Below are 16,156 nucleotides of genomic sequence, written 5' to 3'. Positions count from 1 at the left end.
TGCACCTGTGCGGGAACGGCAAAGGCAGAAAAGCGCTCCAGGGGAAGGCCCGCGGCCTCAGCGCGGTTGCGGGGAAGACGACGGCGATGAGATGTTCACCAGTCCGGGCTGCGCCGCTTGCGGCGCCAGCGGCTTCAGTTTCTGCGGCGCGCGCCAGTTGTCCAGAATGCCCACTTGCTGCACGCAAGAAACCGTGCACTGCGGCGCGCACGACTTTTCCGTCTGAAACTCGCGGCGGCGCATCTCCGCCGTGTACTGCGCCAGCGGAATCCCCGGATAGCCGCGCTGCTGCGAGCACCAGTGCACCAGGCCGTCCTCGCAGATGTACAGGTAGCGCGAACCCGCGCGGCAGCGCCAGTCGTGCACTTTCCCGCGCGCCACCCGGTGCTGGAAGCCGTTGAACCGCGAAAACGAGCGCTTCCCCAGCCTCATGATCTCTTCGAAAATCTCGATCTCCCGCGGCCCCAGCGGCTTCAGTTGCCCTTTGTGGTCGTGGATGATCCCCACCGTGCTGGTCAGCCCCAGGTCCACGGCGCGATGCGCGATGCGCAGCGCGTCCTCAGGGTCCTTCACCCCGCTGCCCAGCACCGAATTGATGTTCACCTGGAAATAGGCGTGGTTCCCGAGCAGCCCCAGCTTCTGGTCCAGCGTCTTCAGGCTCTTCTTGGACACCTCGTCCGGCGTCGTGTTATCAATGCTGATCTGCAGGTGCTCCAGCCCCGCTGCGTTCAGCTTTTCGATCTTCTCTTTCGTCAGCAGGAAGCCGTTGGTGATCATCCCCGCGATCATCCCGTGCCGCCGGATGTGCCGGATGATCTCCTCGATCTCCGGGTGCAGCAGCGGCTCCCCGCCGCTGATGGTGATCACCGACGTGCCCATCGCCCCCAGATAGTCCAGCCGCCGCTTCATCTCCTCCAGCGCCACCGGCTTGGACACGTCGTCGAACTCGTTGCAGTACGTGCACGCCAGGTTGCACCGCCGCGTCGGGATGATGTGCACCAGCACCGGATGACCGGTGAAGAGCAGCGCCTTCGCGATCATGCGCAGCTCCCGCGCCCGCGTATAGAAAAAGCGCAACGCGCGCCAGAACCACACCTGCAACGATGCCCCCGATTTGCCGTACCCCTGTTTCATGCCCCGCCTATGCCCTGCCTGTTCCCTGCTTATACCCTGCCCAAAAATGTTCCGGGATTTTGCCCTGCCAAATTATACCGTAGTCGGCTGCCGGTATACCCAAACAGCAGACCCGGCGCTCCGGGTTCGGCAACGTGACCGCTAGGCACACGCCGGGCTCGTCCGTCAGGCGTGGCCGCTCTCCGTCCCGGAAGATGAGCCGGCTGGTCCCGCCGGCCGCGCATAGGTGCGCAGGATATCGTCGCGGGAAATAATCCCCACCAGGCGGGCCGGGTTCGCGCGGTGCACAACCGGGAGAAACGGACACTCTCCCATGTGGCGAAGAGGAGTTTCCAGACTCTGGTCGGGATACACGGCCGGAACCGGACGCGGAGCGAAAACCTCCGCAAGCGGAAGGCCCGGGGGCGCCGCGGCCAGCTTCGCCAGTAGGCCCTCGCGCGAAACGAGGTGCCAGCCGCTCTCGCGGTCATGCAATAGCAGCCAAAGACTCGTGCTCTGCGCGAGTTGTACTTGCGCCTGGGAAGCGCTCTCTTCTCCGTGCAGCGGGGCGAAGTCCGGTGTTCGCATGGCGTCTTCCACGCGGTGCGCCTCCTCCTCGCGCACCTCTTCGAGGGACGGAAGATCGAGCCCGTCCTGCCGCGCGAGCAAGTCGAAGACGGGGGTCGGCTGGAAGCGCAGCGAGATCAAGTAAGCGATGGTGTTCGAGATCATCACCGGCAGGATGATCGAGTAATTGCCGCTGACTTCCAGCACCATAAAGACCGAGGTCATCGGCACGCGGAGGAATCCCGCAAAAAGCGTGCCCATGCCGACCAGGGCATAGGCGCCGACCGTGCCTGTCAGTGCCGGGAAGAAATGATGCTCGATGCCGCCGACCGCGCCGCCGAGCATCGCCCCGACAAAGAGCGTGGGCGCGAACATGCCGCCGGGGGCCCCGCTCGAAAGCGAAAGGCTCGTGGCCAGCACCTTCGCCAGTGCCAGCAACGCGAGAAACTGCCAGATATACCGGCCATGCATGGACTGGTCCATGACGTCGTAGCCCGCGCCGAGAACCTGCGGCAGCCAGAGTCCGATGACGCCGAGCAGAAGGCCCGCCACCGCAGGCTGGATATATTCCGTCCAGGGAGGCAGGCGGCGCAGTTGCGAACGCAGCCAGACCACCAGCCGGACAAAGAACAAAGAGAAAATTCCGCCCGCGAGGCCAAGGAAGGCGTAGCCGAGCAGCTCGGCGGGGTGCGCGAGATGGAACGCGGGAATTCGGAAAAGCGGCTCCGTGCCCAGAAAGCTGCGCATCACGACCACCGCGGAAACCGCGGAAAGCACGATTGCGCCGAGGATCCCCGAACTCCACTTTCCGATGATCTCTTCGATCACGAAGAGCACTGCGGCGATGGGTGAGTTGAAAGCCGCCGCGAGCCCTGCCGCGGCGCCGACCGGCGCGATCAGCCGCAGCTTCTCCCGGGAAAGCCGCAGCCGGCGGCCCAGCGCGGAGGCCAGCCCCGCGCCGATCTGCAGCGAAGGGTCTTCGGGCCCCAGCGAGTGCCCGCCGCCGATAACCAGCGAGGACAGAAAAAACTTGCCGTAAACAGTGTGAAAGGGGATGTAGCCGTCTGAAATGTACACGGCGGTCTTGGTCTGATTGACGCCGCTGCCGCGGACGTGCGGGAAATAGCGCGTCACTAGGATGGCTGCGAAGAGACCGGTCAAAGACGGCGCGAGAAGCACACGCAACACGGACGGACTCTCCGCCGAGCCCAGCAGCCACAAACGGCTCCATTCGATAGCCATGCGGAAACCGACCACGGCGATTCCCGCGAACGTGCCGATCAGCACCGCCAGCAGAAGAAAAAGCTGTTCCTCGGAAAGCCGGAATTCCCGGCTCGTGCGCAGAAGAGTGTCGAGCCGGCCCGGGGCCGCCGGTGCCCCGTTGTTTTGCGGCGGATCGCTCACGGCTCCCCCTCGTGTTCCCGCTGCGCCAGGAGCAGCAGCGCCTGGTCCGCGGCTTCGCCCGGGCCGCAGCGTGTGCGGGCCAGTTTTTCAGTGGCATACGCCCAGGCGAGAGCCTGGCCAGCCAGCGTCTCGTTTCGCCGCAGAGCAAGCTCGGTGATTTTTGCGGGGAGGGCCCTGCGGGTCGTGGCGAGCGGTTCGAGGTCCGCGGGAAGCGCGTCTTTCTTCCGCGCCAGAACACTCGGGAAACACGACTGCGCGCGGGCCTCCGCAATCTCAAAGATGTGCAGGATGCGGCGGCGCCTCTCCTCCGGAGCCAGATTTGCACGGACGGGATCCAGTGCGGCGCCGCGCGCAGCCACGGCCCGGGTCAACGCCAGCATGCCATCTCCCTCGCCCGCCTGCTCGGCGCTCTTCAGATCGCGCTGCGCGGTGGCAAATTCTCCCAGCGCGAGGGCCGTGCGCCCAGCCCCTGCCCATGCCCCTGGCAACTTCGGGTCCAGCTTCAGAGCGCCACGATATTCCTGGAGGGCGCTGCGCGGATTGCCGGTGCGTTCGAGATAGTCTCCCGCGCGCTCGTGAACCGCGGGGTCGAACGGATACTCGGCCGAGAGCGCGAGGGATTCCGCGCGGACTTCCTCCCGCCGGTTCTCGGCGAGTAGCAATCCGATGAGTTCGCTGCGTGCCGCGAGCCGGCTCTGCTTGGAGCGCCCGGACCAGTTTCCGTAAATGGCTTCGTGGAAACGGCGGACGGCTTCGTCAATCTGACCGCGGGCCGCGAGCACGCGGGCCAGCTCCAGGCTGACCTCCGGATTTTCGCTGTTCGTGGTGCGCAGGCTGAGGAGGTAACTCTCCGCTTCCTCGAGGCGTCCTTCATGGTAGAGCGCGCGGGCCAGCGCGAGCTGCAAATCTGAACTCTCCGGCGCATAGTGCAGGGCGTTGCGAAACTCCTCGAGGGCTTCTTGGGAACGCCCCTGCGCGAGGCTCGTATTTCCGCGGCGGCTCCATTCGTTCGCCAGGGCCTGCTGCTTCGCATGGTACAGGCGCACAATTCCTCCGGTGATCGCAAAGAGCGGCGCCAGAAGCAGCACACTCAACAGGACGAAGGTGGCCCGCGAGCGCCGCCACTGCTCGAACCGCGAAGTGCACTCCGGGCAGGCAGCGCCTTCCCTCGTCAGCAGCCGGCCACAGCGGGGACATTGGAGAGGCGGTGTCATTGTGTCGTAATGCGATACATTCCTGTCTATCATACGGGATTTTGTGCGCGTCTGCACCCCTGCGTGCGCGGACCGGGCAAATAGTGCTGCCTCCCTTCCGTGCCCGTTCCTGCCGCGGCATCATCGGATTTACCCAGCCATCCTGCCTTTACTATGTAGAGGCCGGGCTTTAGCCCGGCCTCTTGTCTTCTCTGATTTGTCCGCTGGAAGGTGGTCGCGGCTGCACGATACGCGGGTGGCGTTTACCCTGACCCAGCCGGGGCGTGTGGGGTTCTTGACTGTTGCTGGGCGCCGTACTCTTTGTCGCAGAAATACGCGCTCCCCCATTTTTCCCGGTGCCAATTCGAACAGACACCCCGCTATCCCGCAGCAGACAAACCATTTACCAGTAATCAATTGACACTTAGTACTTATATGATAACATATGGCGTTTATGCCGACCCGCTCCAGCCGCACCTTGCCAATCCTCGGCCACTACTACCCTGCTCATCTAACTCCTTTGGAGTCCTGCGCTTCCGCACTCTTCGCTCTTTCACCAAAACTGTGCGTTTGTAACTCCTTTATTTGCCGCTCTTACGCTCTTCCAAAAACAGGAGCGCGCCGCAACCCCTTCAAAATCAGGCATTCCCGCACTCTTTGCAAAAACAACGGGGGTGGGGGGTATCTCTTCCCGAAATCCTTCCCCTACCCTGTCTCCTTGCTTCCTCCCCTCCCTGCCTCCCGTCTGGGTTTGCTGCTAAACTTAGCCCGCACCACCCCATTCCCGCGAAGGAGCCTCCGATGGCCGAGATGACGCCGCCCAAGGGCGTACCCACACGCACCGAAACCGACAGCATGGGCAAGATGGAAGTGCCCGCCGACCGCTACTACGGCGCGCAGACCGCGCGCTCCCTGATCCACTTCGCCATCGGCAAGGACACCATGCCCCCCGAGCTGATCCGCTCCTTCGGCCTCCTGAAAAAGGCCTGCGCCCTGGTGAACCAGGACCTCGGCAAGCTCCCCGCCGAAAAAGCCACGCTCATCGCCCAGGCCGCCGACGAAGTCATCGCCGGAAAGCTTCACGACCATTTCCCGCTGCGCATCTGGCAGACCGGCAGCGGCACGCAGACCAACATGAACGTCAACGAAGTGATCTCCAACCGCGCCATCGAGATCGCCGGCGGCGTGCTGGGCAGCAAGAAGCCCATCCATCCTAACGACGACGTGAACATGTCGCAGTCCTCCAACGACACCTTCCCCACGGCCATGCACATCGCCGCCGCCACGGAGACCTCGCGGCGCCTGCTCCCCGCGGTGAAGCGATTGCGCGACGCCCTGGACGCGAAAGCCAGGGAGTTCGCCGGCATCGTCAAGATCGGCCGCACGCACCTGCAGGACGCCACGCCGCTCACCCTCGGCCAGGAATTTTCCGGCTGGGTGAGCCTGCTGGAGCGCGACGCCAAACGCCTCGAGCAGGCGCTCGACGGGCTCTACGACCTGGCCATCGGCGGCACCGCCGTCGGCACGGGGCTGAACGCCCACCCGGAATTCGCCGAGCGCGCCGCCCGGAAAATCGCCGAGCTGAGCGGCCTGCCCTTCCGCTCGCATCCCAACAAATTCGCCGCGCTTTCCGCGCATGACGAGATCGTCTTCGCCAGCGGCGCGCTGAAAACTCTCGCGGCCTCGCTGATGAAGATCGCCAACGACATTCGCTGGCTGGCTTCCGGCCCGCGCTGCGGCCTCGGCGAACTCTCACTGCCGGAAAACGAGCCGGGCTCCTCCATCATGCCGGGCAAAGTGAACCCTACGCAGTCCGAGGCCATGACCATGGCCGCCGTGCAGGTGATGGGCAACGACGCGGCCATCGGCTTCGCCGGCTCCCAGGGCAATTTCGAGCTCAACGTCTTCAAGCCGGTGATGATCTTCAACTACCTGCACTCCGTCGAGTTGCTCGCCGGCGTCTGCAACAGTTTCGTGGATCATTGCGCCGTTGGGATCGAAGCCAACCGCAAGCAGATCGATCACTACGTCAAGAATTCGCTGATGCTGGTCACTGCGCTCTCGCCGAAGATCGGCTACGACAAAGCCGCCAAGGCCGCGCACACTGCGCATCACGAGCACCTCAGCCTGCGCGAAGCGGTCATCAAGCTCGGCTTCCTGACGGGCGAAGAGTTCGACAAGCTGGTCCGCCCGGAGGAGATGACCCACCCGTGATCCGCAGCGGGACGCTCCGCGGCCTGTTTTCCCGCCGCGGGAGCGGCCTGCTCGGCCTGCTTCTTCTGCTGTGCGGCGCGGCGCACGCCGCCGCCGCAATTCCGCCTCCGAAAAACGCTGGCAGCCCCCAGCGCGGCGTGCCGTTCATCACCGACGGCGGGGTACCCGGCGGCCCCTGCCTGCGCCTGCAGGGACTGCTGACGGCGGCGGATTTTTTCGTGGGGCTACAGAGGAGGGACGGCCCGGACGGCGCCGAATACCGCCGTGGCGGCGCGCGGGTTTCGCAGTATCCCGGGGAGCTGCACTTGAATTTCCTGGTGCGCGATTTTCCCTGCCCGGAAAATATCGAGAGCGGCGGCCCGCGCAAATATCTGACGCGCGAATGGATCAACGGCCTGCGGATTGCCCTCTACTGGAAGCGCGAATTGCAGCTGCGCGCCATCAACGCTGTCCGCGACAGGACCGTTTCCGTGGAACGCGTCCAGCCGCTGGACGCCCTCGATGCCCAAAGCCTGCCGGAGCGTTTCGTCTGGAAGTTCCACTGCGTGGTGCCCAGCGGCGGCGTATCGCTGGCCGAGCACCTGGTGATCATCGTGCGCGCGCCCGGCGGCAAAATCGTGGCCCGCGTCGCCGCGCGCCTTTGAAATATTTGCGCCGCCGCGCCTAGGCGCGCGCGACGACCTTTTCCGGCGCGATCTTGTAGGTGACCCGCTGCTCGCCGGGCTGGCGGAAAGGATACTTTTCCTTGCCCAGATATTTGAACGTCAGCTTGTCGATCAGTTCGTCGGCGCCCTTCTGGGTGATCTCCACGACGCGCCCGCGGATCTCCAGATAGCGGTAGGGGTTCTCCGGATCGGTCAGGGACAGCGCCACGCGCGGATCGCGGCGGACGTTCTGATCCTTGATGCGGCCGACCGCGGAATTCACCAGCACGTGCGTGCCGTCATATTCCACCCACACCGGCGTGCTCTGCGGGCTGCCGTCCTTCATTAGCGTGACGAAATGCGCGAAGACGGGCTTCTTCAGCAGACTGACGTGCGATTCGGGAATGCTCTGTGCCATGCGTATCCTCCGTGCGGCTTGTATGTCTCCTGCACTTTACCACGGAGCGGAGCGGGCGCCGCAAGCTGGGCCGCTACGTGTCGCGGCCGAGGAGCAGGACGCAGGAAACGGCGCCGGGGCCGCCGAGATTGTGGGCCAAGCCGAGGCGGGCGTTTTGGACCTGGCGCGCGCCGGCCTGCTCGCGGAGTTGCGTTACTATTTCGTAAACCATGCGCACGCCGGTGGCGCCGACGGGATGGCCGAACGATTTCAGGCCGCCGCTGGGGTTGACGGGCTGTTTGCCGCCGAGGGCGCTGTGGCCTTCTTCGACGAATCTTGCGCCTTCGCCGAGTTTGCAGAAGCCCAGGTCTTCGTAGTTGGTGATCTCGGTCCAGGTGAAACAGTCGTGGACTTCGGCGAAGCTGATTTCCTTTGCGGGGTCCTTGACGCCGGCGGCCTTATAGGCTTGCGCGGCGGCTTCCTGGGTGGCGGGAAAGCCGACGTAGTCGCAAGTGGGATCGAGGAAGGGCTTTCCGGTGCGCACGGCGAGGCCCATGCCTTTGACGGTGATGAGCGGCTTGCCGAGGGCCCGCGCGGTTTCCACGCTGCAGATGATGGCGGCGGCGGCGCCGTCGGTGGTCGGGCAGCAATCGAAGAGGCCGAAGGGATAGGCGATGATCTGGGCCTTGAGGACCTGCTCCTCGGTGACCTTCATCTGGAAGTGGGCCTTGGGATTGAGGGCGCCGGCGGCGTGATTTTTCACGGCGACCTTGGCGAGCGATTCGCGCTTCACGCCGTAGGTGTTCATGTAGCGGTTGGCGGCCAAAGCGAACATGCCGGGCGCGGTCGTGCCGTATTCGAGAAAGGGGTCGATGCCTTCGCGCTGCAGGCCGCGCACGGGGCGGTCCTTCAATTTTTCCGCGCCGAGGACGAGGGCCATGCGGACCTGGCCGGAGGCCACGGCCATGACCGCGTTGCGGAAGGCGTCGGTGCCAGTAGCGCAGTAATTTTCGACGCGGGTGATGGGGCGGCCGTGGAAGCGCAGGGCGTCGGCGAGGGTGATGGTGGCTTTGCCGCCGTTCATCCCGGGGGAGAAGGTGCCCAGCCAGGCGGCGTCGAGTTCGTCAAGGCCGACGCCGGCGTCGGAGCAGGCGGCGGTGGCGGCTTCGACCATGAGGTCAGCGAGGCTCTGGTCGACGAGGTCGCCGAACTTGGTGCAGCCGACGCCGATGACGGCGACTTTGTCGCGAATGGAAGCGTCCATGAAAACCTCCCGGGGGCAACAGCGGTAATGCCAAACATTGAAAGTTGAGATCCTTCGGGTCCCCGAGAGGCTCGGGGCCCCTCCGGATGACACGCGCTTAAATCTTGCCAAGCCAAGCGCTACAAACGTTCGGGGCGCCGGCGTGTGTCACCTAAAAGCGTTTGGGGCGGCACTTCCAGTAATAGTGATGGAGGCCGCCGCCTTCCTTGAGCCGGCGAATGGTCAGTTCGACGGGGAGGCCGATCTGGACCTTGCCCGGGTCGCAGTCCACCACTTCACAATAGATGCGGCCACCCCCCTCGAGGTCTACAACGGCCATGGCCGTCGGAGGAAAGGGCGAGGGAAAGAGTTGGTCCACGGAATAGGTAAATACGATGCCGGTGCGGGCGAGCGAAACTTCCTGGATGGCGTCGCTCTTGCTGCACTTGGGGCAGAGCTGCTGGTGCTGAAGCTGGCGGGTGCCGCAGTGGCCGCATTGCACGCCGCGCAGGCGGACGTTCTGGGACTCTTCCTTGGCGTAGAAGACGTTGGAAATTTCGAGGGTCTCGCCCTGTTCGCGGAGGTAGTCGCGAGACTTGCGCCACTTGGCGTAGGAGCGGAATTCGATGCCGGCGGCGAGCTGCGCGGCAAAGGTGACCCGCGGGCGGTATTTTGCCAGGGCGTCGGTGGCGCGAAGAATCATGGCGCCAGCGCCGTCGCCGTGCCCGGCCACGAGGAGGTAGTCACCGGGCTTGGCGGATTCGAGAGCGGCGGCCAGCAGGAGCAGGGGCATGGCCGTGCCGGTGGCGCCGATTTGCTCCCATCCGGTGTCCTGCAACTGCGCAGGCTGGAAGCCGAGCTTCTTGGCCAGGGCCAGGTGCGCACCCTTGTCCGGGGAGGAGAGAACGAGTCTGGCGATCTGCGCGGGCTCGAGCTTGGCGTTCTGCAGGTTTTTCTGAATGGCCGCGGGCATGCTGCGGAGGTAGCCGCGGTCGGTGGTGAATTTAGAGGCGAAGCTGGTGACGTAGGGATCGCGGTCGCGGCGCACGGTCTCGAGGAAATCGTCGTAGACGCCGCCGCGGGTGACGACCTCGGCGAGAACGTTGTCCTTGCCGATGGCGATGGCGGCGGCAGCGTCGCCGTAATATTGCTCTTCATCGCCACCCGCGGCGGCGTCGCGGGTGTCGGCGGCGGCAACGACGATATTGTCCGAGCGGCCGGCGGCGACGGCGTCCGTGGCGGCGCCCAGAGCGAAGAGACCGGCGCGGAGCGAATTGCCAAAGTCGGCGGTGCGCACGTCCGGGGGGAGATCGAGGATGGCGGCGATGAGGCCGGCGTTGAGGCGCTCGAGAAAGGGCGCAGTGGTGGTGGCGAAGTAGAGGCCGCCGGCGGAGCTGCCGGGCAGCGTGGCCAGGCAATCCTGGGCCGCAGAGGCGGCCAGGGTGAGCGAGTCTTCGTCGAAGCGGTGGGCGGCCAGGCGCCCGCCGAGCGAGCGAGTTTCCCAGGCGGCGGCGATGGTATCGCGCGCCACGCGGTAGGCGGGGATGACTGCGGAGAATGCAGTGATGCCGATCATGCTTGACCCCTCGTCGTTGCTTCAGCGATGCCGATCAACTGCTTTGGTGTTGTCATCCTGATGCGAACCTTCGAAGTTTGCCGAAGGATCTCAGCGCCTGCGTGAATCGAACAGTTGAGATTCTTCGCGCAAAAGACGCGCTCAGAATGACAACGCGGGGGGTTGCACGCACCCCGCTACGGAATCAATTTGCGGAGCATGCCTCCGCGGTCGATTTCGGTGCGCAGCAGGCGCAACTCTTCGGGCGCCGGCAGCGGCGTTTCGGGCACGGACGCGGGCACGTGCAACTCGAAACCGGTGTTGGCCAGGATCTCGGAGATGCTCACGCCGGGATGCACGGACTGGAGGCGCATCTGCTGCGTCTGGGGATCATAATCCAGAACGGCGAGATTGGTGACCACCAAGCTGGGGCCGACGGAATCGGGAATGCCCCACTGGGCGCGGCTGCCGGGGCCCGTGCCGTAGCCGATGCCAGAAACGAAATCGACTTTTTCGACGAAGATGTTTTTGGTGTGCTGGCGGAAAAAAGCGACGATGCGCCTGGCGCGGGGAGCGAATTCGAGGCCGACGGCGCCGGGGCCGCGGAAAACGGGCTGGTCGTAAGGGCCGATGCAGGTGAGGTTGAGGTTGCCGTAGCGGTCGATCTGCAGGCCGCTGGCGAACATGACGTCGAACTGTCCGGCGAGCTCGAGATCGAAGAGGTCATCCAGCTCGATGCGCGCCTCACAGGCGACGAGGGCCTGCTCGGTGTTGATGGAGACGGGCAGATAGGGCAAGCGGTGATTGACGGCGGCGGTGCCGCCAAGCGTGAAGGTGAGGTTGGGGGCGTGCGTGAGTTGCGCAAGGCGCAGGCCGGCGGCGACTTCCCAGCAGCCGGTGCCGGCGGCGGTGAATTCGCCGTCGCGTACGGCGCGGGCAAGGACCACGGCGATGAGCTCGGCCTTGGAAGCGGGGGCGTCGAGCGGAGCGGGCGCGGCGGCGGGAGGCGCGGAATCTTCCGGGGGCAGCGCACCGCGCGAGCGGAGATAATCGGCTTCGCTCACGGCGGCGCCGGCGCAGGCGGCGAAGTAGCTGCGGCGGGTTTCATCGCCCTTCATGGCCGCGGTGTAGCGCTTGAATTCGGCGCGGTCCACGCCGTAGAGGCCGGGGCTGGACGTAGGACGTGCGGCGCCGGGGAGGTGCACGACGCCGGCGACAAAAGCGCCGGGAACGGCGGCCTGGAGATCGGCCTGGATCATGGCTTCGCTTTCGTGAAGTTCGTCGCAGGTGGCGAGGACGCGGCGGGAGGCGCGCGCGAGCAGAACGTCCATGGAAGCGGCGGGAGCCAGAACGAGGTTGCCGAATTCGTCGCTGATCTGCGCGTGGAGCAGGGTGAAGTCCGGGATAAGCGCGGGGACGCAGAGGACGTCGCGGTCGCTGAAGGGATCGGGGGCGACGCGGTAGAGGGGATTGTGGCGCACGCAATCGGAAGCGGCCAGCGCGAGGGGCAGCGGGTAATAGGGCGCGCCGCTTGCCGCGGCCTTCAGGCCGAAGGCGAGAAAGGCTTCGCCCATTTCGACGAGCGTGATTTCGTGCTTTTCGACGGCGCGGCGAAAGGCCGGGGCCAGGCCCAGCTCCTCGAAGGCGATGTACGGAGTGAGGATGCGGCGGACGCAGCCGGCGGCGATGAGCAGATCGGCCTGGATGCCGGTGACGGCGGCGGTGATGAGGGTGAGATTTCTGGCGTTGCGGCGGATGAGTTCGCGGACCAGGGACATCGGGGCGTTGAAATAGGAGAGGCCGCCGAGAGCCAGGGTGGCGCCGTCCGGAATGCGCGCGGCGGCTTCGGAAAGAGAGAGCGTTTTCGTGAGGCGCGCGGGCACGGGGGTCCTCGTCAAGCTCCCAGGCGCATTTCCGGGACGCTGCCGCGGACGATCAAGCGCGCTTCGGTGTGCCGCTGCACCTCTTCGGGGGTCCAGCCCGGGGCAACGTCGCGGAGAACCATGCCCTCGGGAGTGATGTCGATGACGGCGAGATCGGTGACAACGATTTTGACGCAGGCCAAGCCGGTGAGCGGATAGGTGAGCTTCTTGACGACCTTGGGCGCGCCTTCCTTGGTGTTGTGCTCCATGCAGATGATGAGCTTGCGCGCGCCGGTGGCGATATCCATGGCGCCGCCGATTCCGCCGGAGCCTTTCTGGCCGGGAACCTTCCAGTTGGCGAGATCGCCGTTTTCGGCGACCTGCAGGCCGCCCATGACGGCGACATCGAGGTGGCCGCCGCGGGTCATGAGGTGGGCGTCGGACTGGTGGAAGAAGGAGGCGCCGGGAAGCAGGGTGACGGGAACCTTCATGGCGTCCACGACGTCGTAGTCCTCTTCGCCGGGCTTGGCGCGCGCGCCCATGCCGAGAATGCCGTTCTCGCTGTGGAAGTAGACGGTGATGCCCTTGGGGAGAAAGTTGGCGATGAGGTTGGGAATGCCCCAGCCGAGATTGACGTAGGCGCCGTCGGGCAGCTCCTGCGCGGCGCGCTGGGCGATCTGTTCGCGGGAAAGGCGCGGTTTATCCGGCATAACGAATCCCCTTGGCCTGAACGATGCGGTGCACAAAGATCGAGGGAGTGACGATGACTTCAGGGTCGAGCGCACCCACGGGAACGATCTCCTCGACTTCCACGATGGTGGTCTTAGCGGCCATGGCCATGATGGGATTGAAATTGCGGGCGGCCTTGCGATAGACGAGATTGCCGAGCCCGTCGGCCTTTTCGGCCTTGATCAGGGCGTAGTCGGCGGCCAGGGGCATTTCGAGAATGACGCGGCGGCCGTTGATGACGCGTTCTTCCTTGCCGATGGCCACTTCGGTGCCCACGCCGACGGCGGTGTAGAAGCCGTAGATGCCGGAAGCCGCGGAGCGCATGCGTTCGCAGAGAATGCCCTGGGCATTCAGCTCCACGGTGACCTCGCCCTTGGCGAACTGCTCCTGGAAGTAGAGGGAGCGGGGGCCGGGGAAGGAAGCGATCATGTGCTTGATCTGCCTGGTCTTGAAGAGCTGGCTGAGCTCGCCTTCGTTGGTGCCACAGTTGTTGCTGATGGCGGTGATGTTGCGCGTGCCCTTGCGGGCGAGGGCCTGGATAAGATTGTTGGGGAAGCCGGCGCCGCCGAAGCCGCCAAACATGATGGTCGCGCCGTCGTGAATATCGGCGACAGCGGCATCGAGTGTCGGATAGATCTTCTGTTTCATCGGGCGCGTGTCCTGCCGGGGATCAATAGTCCTTCACCCACTGGCCGTTTTCCACCTTGTAGCGCGTGGCGACTTCGATAAGGACGCCGTGGGCCTTTTTCGGGGGCACGAAGGTCCACTTGAGCCACGGCATGTTGCCCGGACCGGAGAGTTCCTTGCTGGTCAGCGGGATGCCCGCCTTGTCGAGGTCGCTCACCGTCTTCTGGATGTCGTCCGAGGTGAAGGCAATATGGTGCACCCTCTCGCCGTATTTTTCCAGCAGCTTGAGGTCGTAGGGGTTCTCGCTCTCGAAGAACTGCAGGGCGGCGCCGTTGGGGTTGACGAAAGTGGCCCAGCGGAGCTTGTAGCCCTGCTCGACGCCCTCCCCCCAGACGATCTGCTTGCCCTGCTCGGGATCGAGCACGGCGAGCATCTGCTGGTAGTCCTTGATGGTGGCGTTCAGGTCGCGAACCAGGAAGGAGACGTGGTCGAATTTAACCTTTGGCATGGCAGCTTCCCTTTCGATGGATTGCGCCGCGGCGCAATGCGGAATCGCAGCGCGGCGCTTATCCCACTACGTCGATGAATTCCATGCCGCCGTCGATCTGCAGCACCTGTCCGGTGATGAAGTCGGAGGCGGGCGAAGCGAGGAAGACGATGGCATCGGCGACATCGCCGGGAGTGCCGATGCGGCCGAAGGGCATGCGCTCGATGATTTTGTCGCGAACGCCGGCGGGAATGCCGAGGCCGGGCGTTTCGCTGGTTTCGCGGGCAGCGGTCATGCGCGTGTCGATGATGCCGGGAGCGACGGCGTTGCAATTGACGAGGGAGGGAGCGAGCTCGCGCGCGGAAGCCTTGGTCAGGCCGATGAGCGCGGCCTTGGCGGTGGCGTAATTGGCGTTGCCGACGGCGCCGTGGATGCCGGTGATGGAGGAGACGTTGACGATCTTGCGATGCACGCGCTGGCCGGCGGCTTCTTCGACGCGCGCGGCGTCGCGCCAGCTGGCGGCGCAGGCGCGGGTCATATTGAAGCTGCCGCGGACGACGACGTCCATGACCAGGGTGAACTGCTCGTCGGTCATGCGGTGGAGCATGGCGTCGCGGGTGAGGCCGGCGTTGTTGACGAGAATGTCCAGGCGGCCCCACTTGGCGTGGGCGGCTTCGACCATGGCCGCGGCGACTTCCGGGGAGGCCACGCTGCCGAGGGCGATGAGGGCATCGCTGCCGGCGGCGCGGATGGCCTCGACGGCTTGCCGCGCGGGCTCTTCGTCGAGGTCGTTGATGATGAGTTTTGCTCCGGCAACGGCGAGAGCCAGCGCCGTGGCGCGGCCGATGCCGCGCCCGGAGCCGGTGACGATGGCGACTTTGCCGTCGAGGGGTTGCATGCCTGGCACGGACTAGTAGCTCTTCGGGAGGCCGAGGCGCTCGCCGATGAAGTTGAGGATCATCTCGTCGCTGACCGGGCCGACCTTGTGAAGGCGGATGTCGCGCCAGTAGCGCTGCATGTCGTACTCGCGGCTGTAGCAGTAGCCGCCCAAGACCTGCATGCCGCCGTCAGTGACTTCGCCGCCGAAATCCGCGGCGACGAGCTTGGCCATGTTGGCTTCGATGGCGCAGTCACGGCCCATGGACTGCAGCCAAGCGGCCTTGTAGGTCATCAGGCGAATGAGTTCGACCTTGGTGCGCATCCAGGCGATCTTGTGCTGGATGGCCTGGAACTGGCCGATAGGCCGCCCGAAAGCCTTGCGTTCCTTGGCGTACTGCAGGGCGTCGTCGAAAGCGGCCTGGGCCTCGCCGAGGCAGAGGGCGGCGGTAAGGATGCGCTCGTTATTGAGCATGCCGAGAATCTGGTAGAAGCCCTTGTCCTTTTCGCCGAGGAGGTTTTCCCGGGGGACCTTGACGTTGTCGTAGAAGATCTCGAAAGACTGCGTGGCGCGGATGCCGAGCTTGTCAAGCTTGCGCAGCTTGACGCCGGGGGCGTTCTTGTCCACGAGGAAGACGGAGATGCCGTCGGCCTTCTTGGCGACCTTGTCGTTGGTGCGGGCCACGACGATGAGGTAGTCGGCGACGTTGGCGCTGGTGGTCCAGACCTTCTGGCCGTTGAGGAGGAAGTGGTCGCCCTTGTCGACGGCGTTGGTCTTCATGGCGCCGAGAACGTCCGTGCCGCCGTCGGGCTCGGTGAGAGAGAGCGAGAACATGATCTTGCCCTGGGCCAGAAGCGGGAGATATTTGCGCTTCTGCTCTTCACTGGCGCAGAGCTGCAGGGTCTTGGCGCCGAAACAGCTGGACATGAAAAAGGTGAGGCCGATGGAGCCGCTGCGGCGGGCGAGCTCCTCGACGACGATGGTCATGTCGAGGACGTCGCCGCCGGCGCCGCCGTAGGCTTCGGCGATGGGGATGCCCAGGAAGCCGCCTTCGGCCAGGGCCTTCCAGATCTTGTGGGGAAACTCTTCCTTTTCGTCCATCTCGCGGGCGTATTCGGGCGGGGCCTCGCGCTCGACGAGCGCACGGATATTTTTGCGGAGGAACTCTTTTTCCTTGCCGAGATCGAAGCTCAGATTTCCCGGCTCCGCCAACTGTGCAGCAAGTGCTTGGTCCGACATGATGT

At 65.0% G+C, this 16,156-nt stretch carries 14 protein-coding genes; 2 read left to right on the top strand and 12 right to left on the bottom strand.

Going from position 1 to position 16,156, the window contains the following annotated elements:
- Nucleotides 1–57: 57 nt before the first annotated feature.
- From LAN61_04405 to LAN61_04395, 3 genes are all read right to left on the bottom strand, one after another.
- A complete protein-coding gene (locus tag LAN61_04405; GenBank protein MBZ5539747.1) occupies nucleotides 58–1,134 on the bottom strand; it encodes a radical SAM protein in 1,077 nt (358 codons plus the stop codon).
- A 165-nt stretch (nucleotides 1,135–1,299) separates the two neighbouring features.
- Nucleotides 1,300–2,922 carry a chloride channel protein gene (locus LAN61_04400; GenBank protein MBZ5539746.1) on the bottom strand — a complete coding sequence of 541 codons (1,623 nt, stop codon included), beginning with the start codon at nucleotides 2,920–2,922 and terminating at the stop codon, nucleotides 1,300–1,302.
- A gap of 158 nt (nucleotides 2,923–3,080) precedes the next feature.
- A complete protein-coding gene (locus LAN61_04395; protein MBZ5539745.1) occupies nucleotides 3,081–4,298 on the bottom strand; it encodes a tetratricopeptide repeat protein in 1,218 nt (405 codons plus the stop codon).
- Nucleotides 4,299–5,087: 789 nt separating this feature from the next.
- Here LAN61_04395 and fumC point away from each other — a divergent pair.
- Together fumC and LAN61_04385 are read left to right on the top strand one after the other, a co-directional pair.
- On the top strand, nucleotides 5,088–6,491 hold the full coding sequence (gene fumC / locus LAN61_04390) for a class II fumarate hydratase (protein MBZ5539744.1): 1,404 nt from the start codon (nucleotides 5,088–5,090) through the stop codon (nucleotides 6,489–6,491).
- On the top strand, nucleotides 6,488–7,135 hold the full coding sequence (locus tag LAN61_04385) for a hypothetical protein (protein ID MBZ5539743.1): 648 nt from the start codon (nucleotides 6,488–6,490) through the stop codon (nucleotides 7,133–7,135). The genes fumC and LAN61_04385 overlap by 4 nt, the downstream gene beginning before the upstream one ends.
- Before the next feature lie 19 nt (nucleotides 7,136–7,154).
- On the opposite strand, the gene LAN61_04380 is transcribed toward LAN61_04385, so the two are convergent.
- The 9 genes from LAN61_04380 to LAN61_04340 all read right to left on the bottom strand — a co-directional run bounded on the left by LAN61_04380 (nucleotide 7,155) and on the right by LAN61_04340 (nucleotide 16,151).
- On the bottom strand, nucleotides 7,155–7,553 hold the full coding sequence (locus LAN61_04380; protein MBZ5539742.1) for a PPOX class F420-dependent oxidoreductase: 399 nt from the start codon (nucleotides 7,551–7,553) through the stop codon (nucleotides 7,155–7,157).
- Nucleotides 7,554–7,626: 73 nt separating this feature from the next.
- Complete coding sequence (locus LAN61_04375) at nucleotides 7,627–8,796, bottom strand: acetyl-CoA acetyltransferase (GenBank protein ID MBZ5539741.1); 1,170 nt, start codon at nucleotides 8,794–8,796, stop codon at nucleotides 7,627–7,629.
- A gap of 151 nt (nucleotides 8,797–8,947) precedes the next feature.
- The gene (locus tag LAN61_04370) at nucleotides 8,948–10,351 is read right to left on the bottom strand and encodes an OB-fold domain-containing protein (protein ID MBZ5539740.1); all 1,404 of its coding nucleotides are present in this window, start codon (nucleotides 10,349–10,351) and stop codon (nucleotides 8,948–8,950) included.
- 176 nt (nucleotides 10,352–10,527) lie between these two features.
- On the bottom strand, nucleotides 10,528–12,213 hold the full coding sequence (locus LAN61_04365; protein MBZ5539739.1) for a hypothetical protein: 1,686 nt from the start codon (nucleotides 12,211–12,213) through the stop codon (nucleotides 10,528–10,530).
- An 11-nt stretch (nucleotides 12,214–12,224) separates the two neighbouring features.
- A complete protein-coding gene (locus tag LAN61_04360) occupies nucleotides 12,225–12,902 on the bottom strand; it encodes a 3-oxoacid CoA-transferase subunit B (GenBank protein ID MBZ5539738.1) in 678 nt (225 codons plus the stop codon).
- Nucleotides 12,892–13,569 carry a 3-oxoacid CoA-transferase subunit A gene (locus LAN61_04355; GenBank protein ID MBZ5539737.1) on the bottom strand — a complete coding sequence of 226 codons (678 nt, stop codon included), beginning with the start codon at nucleotides 13,567–13,569 and terminating at the stop codon, nucleotides 12,892–12,894. The genes LAN61_04360 and LAN61_04355 overlap by 11 nt, the downstream gene beginning before the upstream one ends.
- Nucleotides 13,570–13,591: 22 nt before the next feature.
- Entirely contained in the window at nucleotides 13,592–14,056 is a 465-nt protein-coding gene (locus tag LAN61_04350; protein MBZ5539736.1) for a VOC family protein, read from the bottom strand.
- A 58-nt stretch (nucleotides 14,057–14,114) separates the two neighbouring features.
- Nucleotides 14,115–14,933: a glucose 1-dehydrogenase gene (locus tag LAN61_04345; protein ID MBZ5539735.1), complete on the bottom strand. Its 819-nt coding sequence runs from the start codon at nucleotides 14,931–14,933 to the stop codon at nucleotides 14,115–14,117.
- A 12-nt stretch (nucleotides 14,934–14,945) separates the two neighbouring features.
- Nucleotides 14,946–16,151 carry an acyl-CoA/acyl-ACP dehydrogenase gene (locus LAN61_04340; GenBank protein ID MBZ5539734.1) on the bottom strand — a complete coding sequence of 402 codons (1,206 nt, stop codon included), beginning with the start codon at nucleotides 16,149–16,151 and terminating at the stop codon, nucleotides 14,946–14,948.
- Nucleotides 16,152–16,156 lie beyond the last annotated feature (5 nt).

The sequence above is a fragment of the Terriglobia bacterium genome, from assembly GCA_020072785.1.
Taxonomy (GTDB): Bacteria; Acidobacteriota; Terriglobia; order Acidiferrales; family UBA7541; genus Acidiferrum.
Note: the sequence above shows the minus strand (reverse complement) of the source record. Positions and strands in the feature narration are given on the sequence as shown.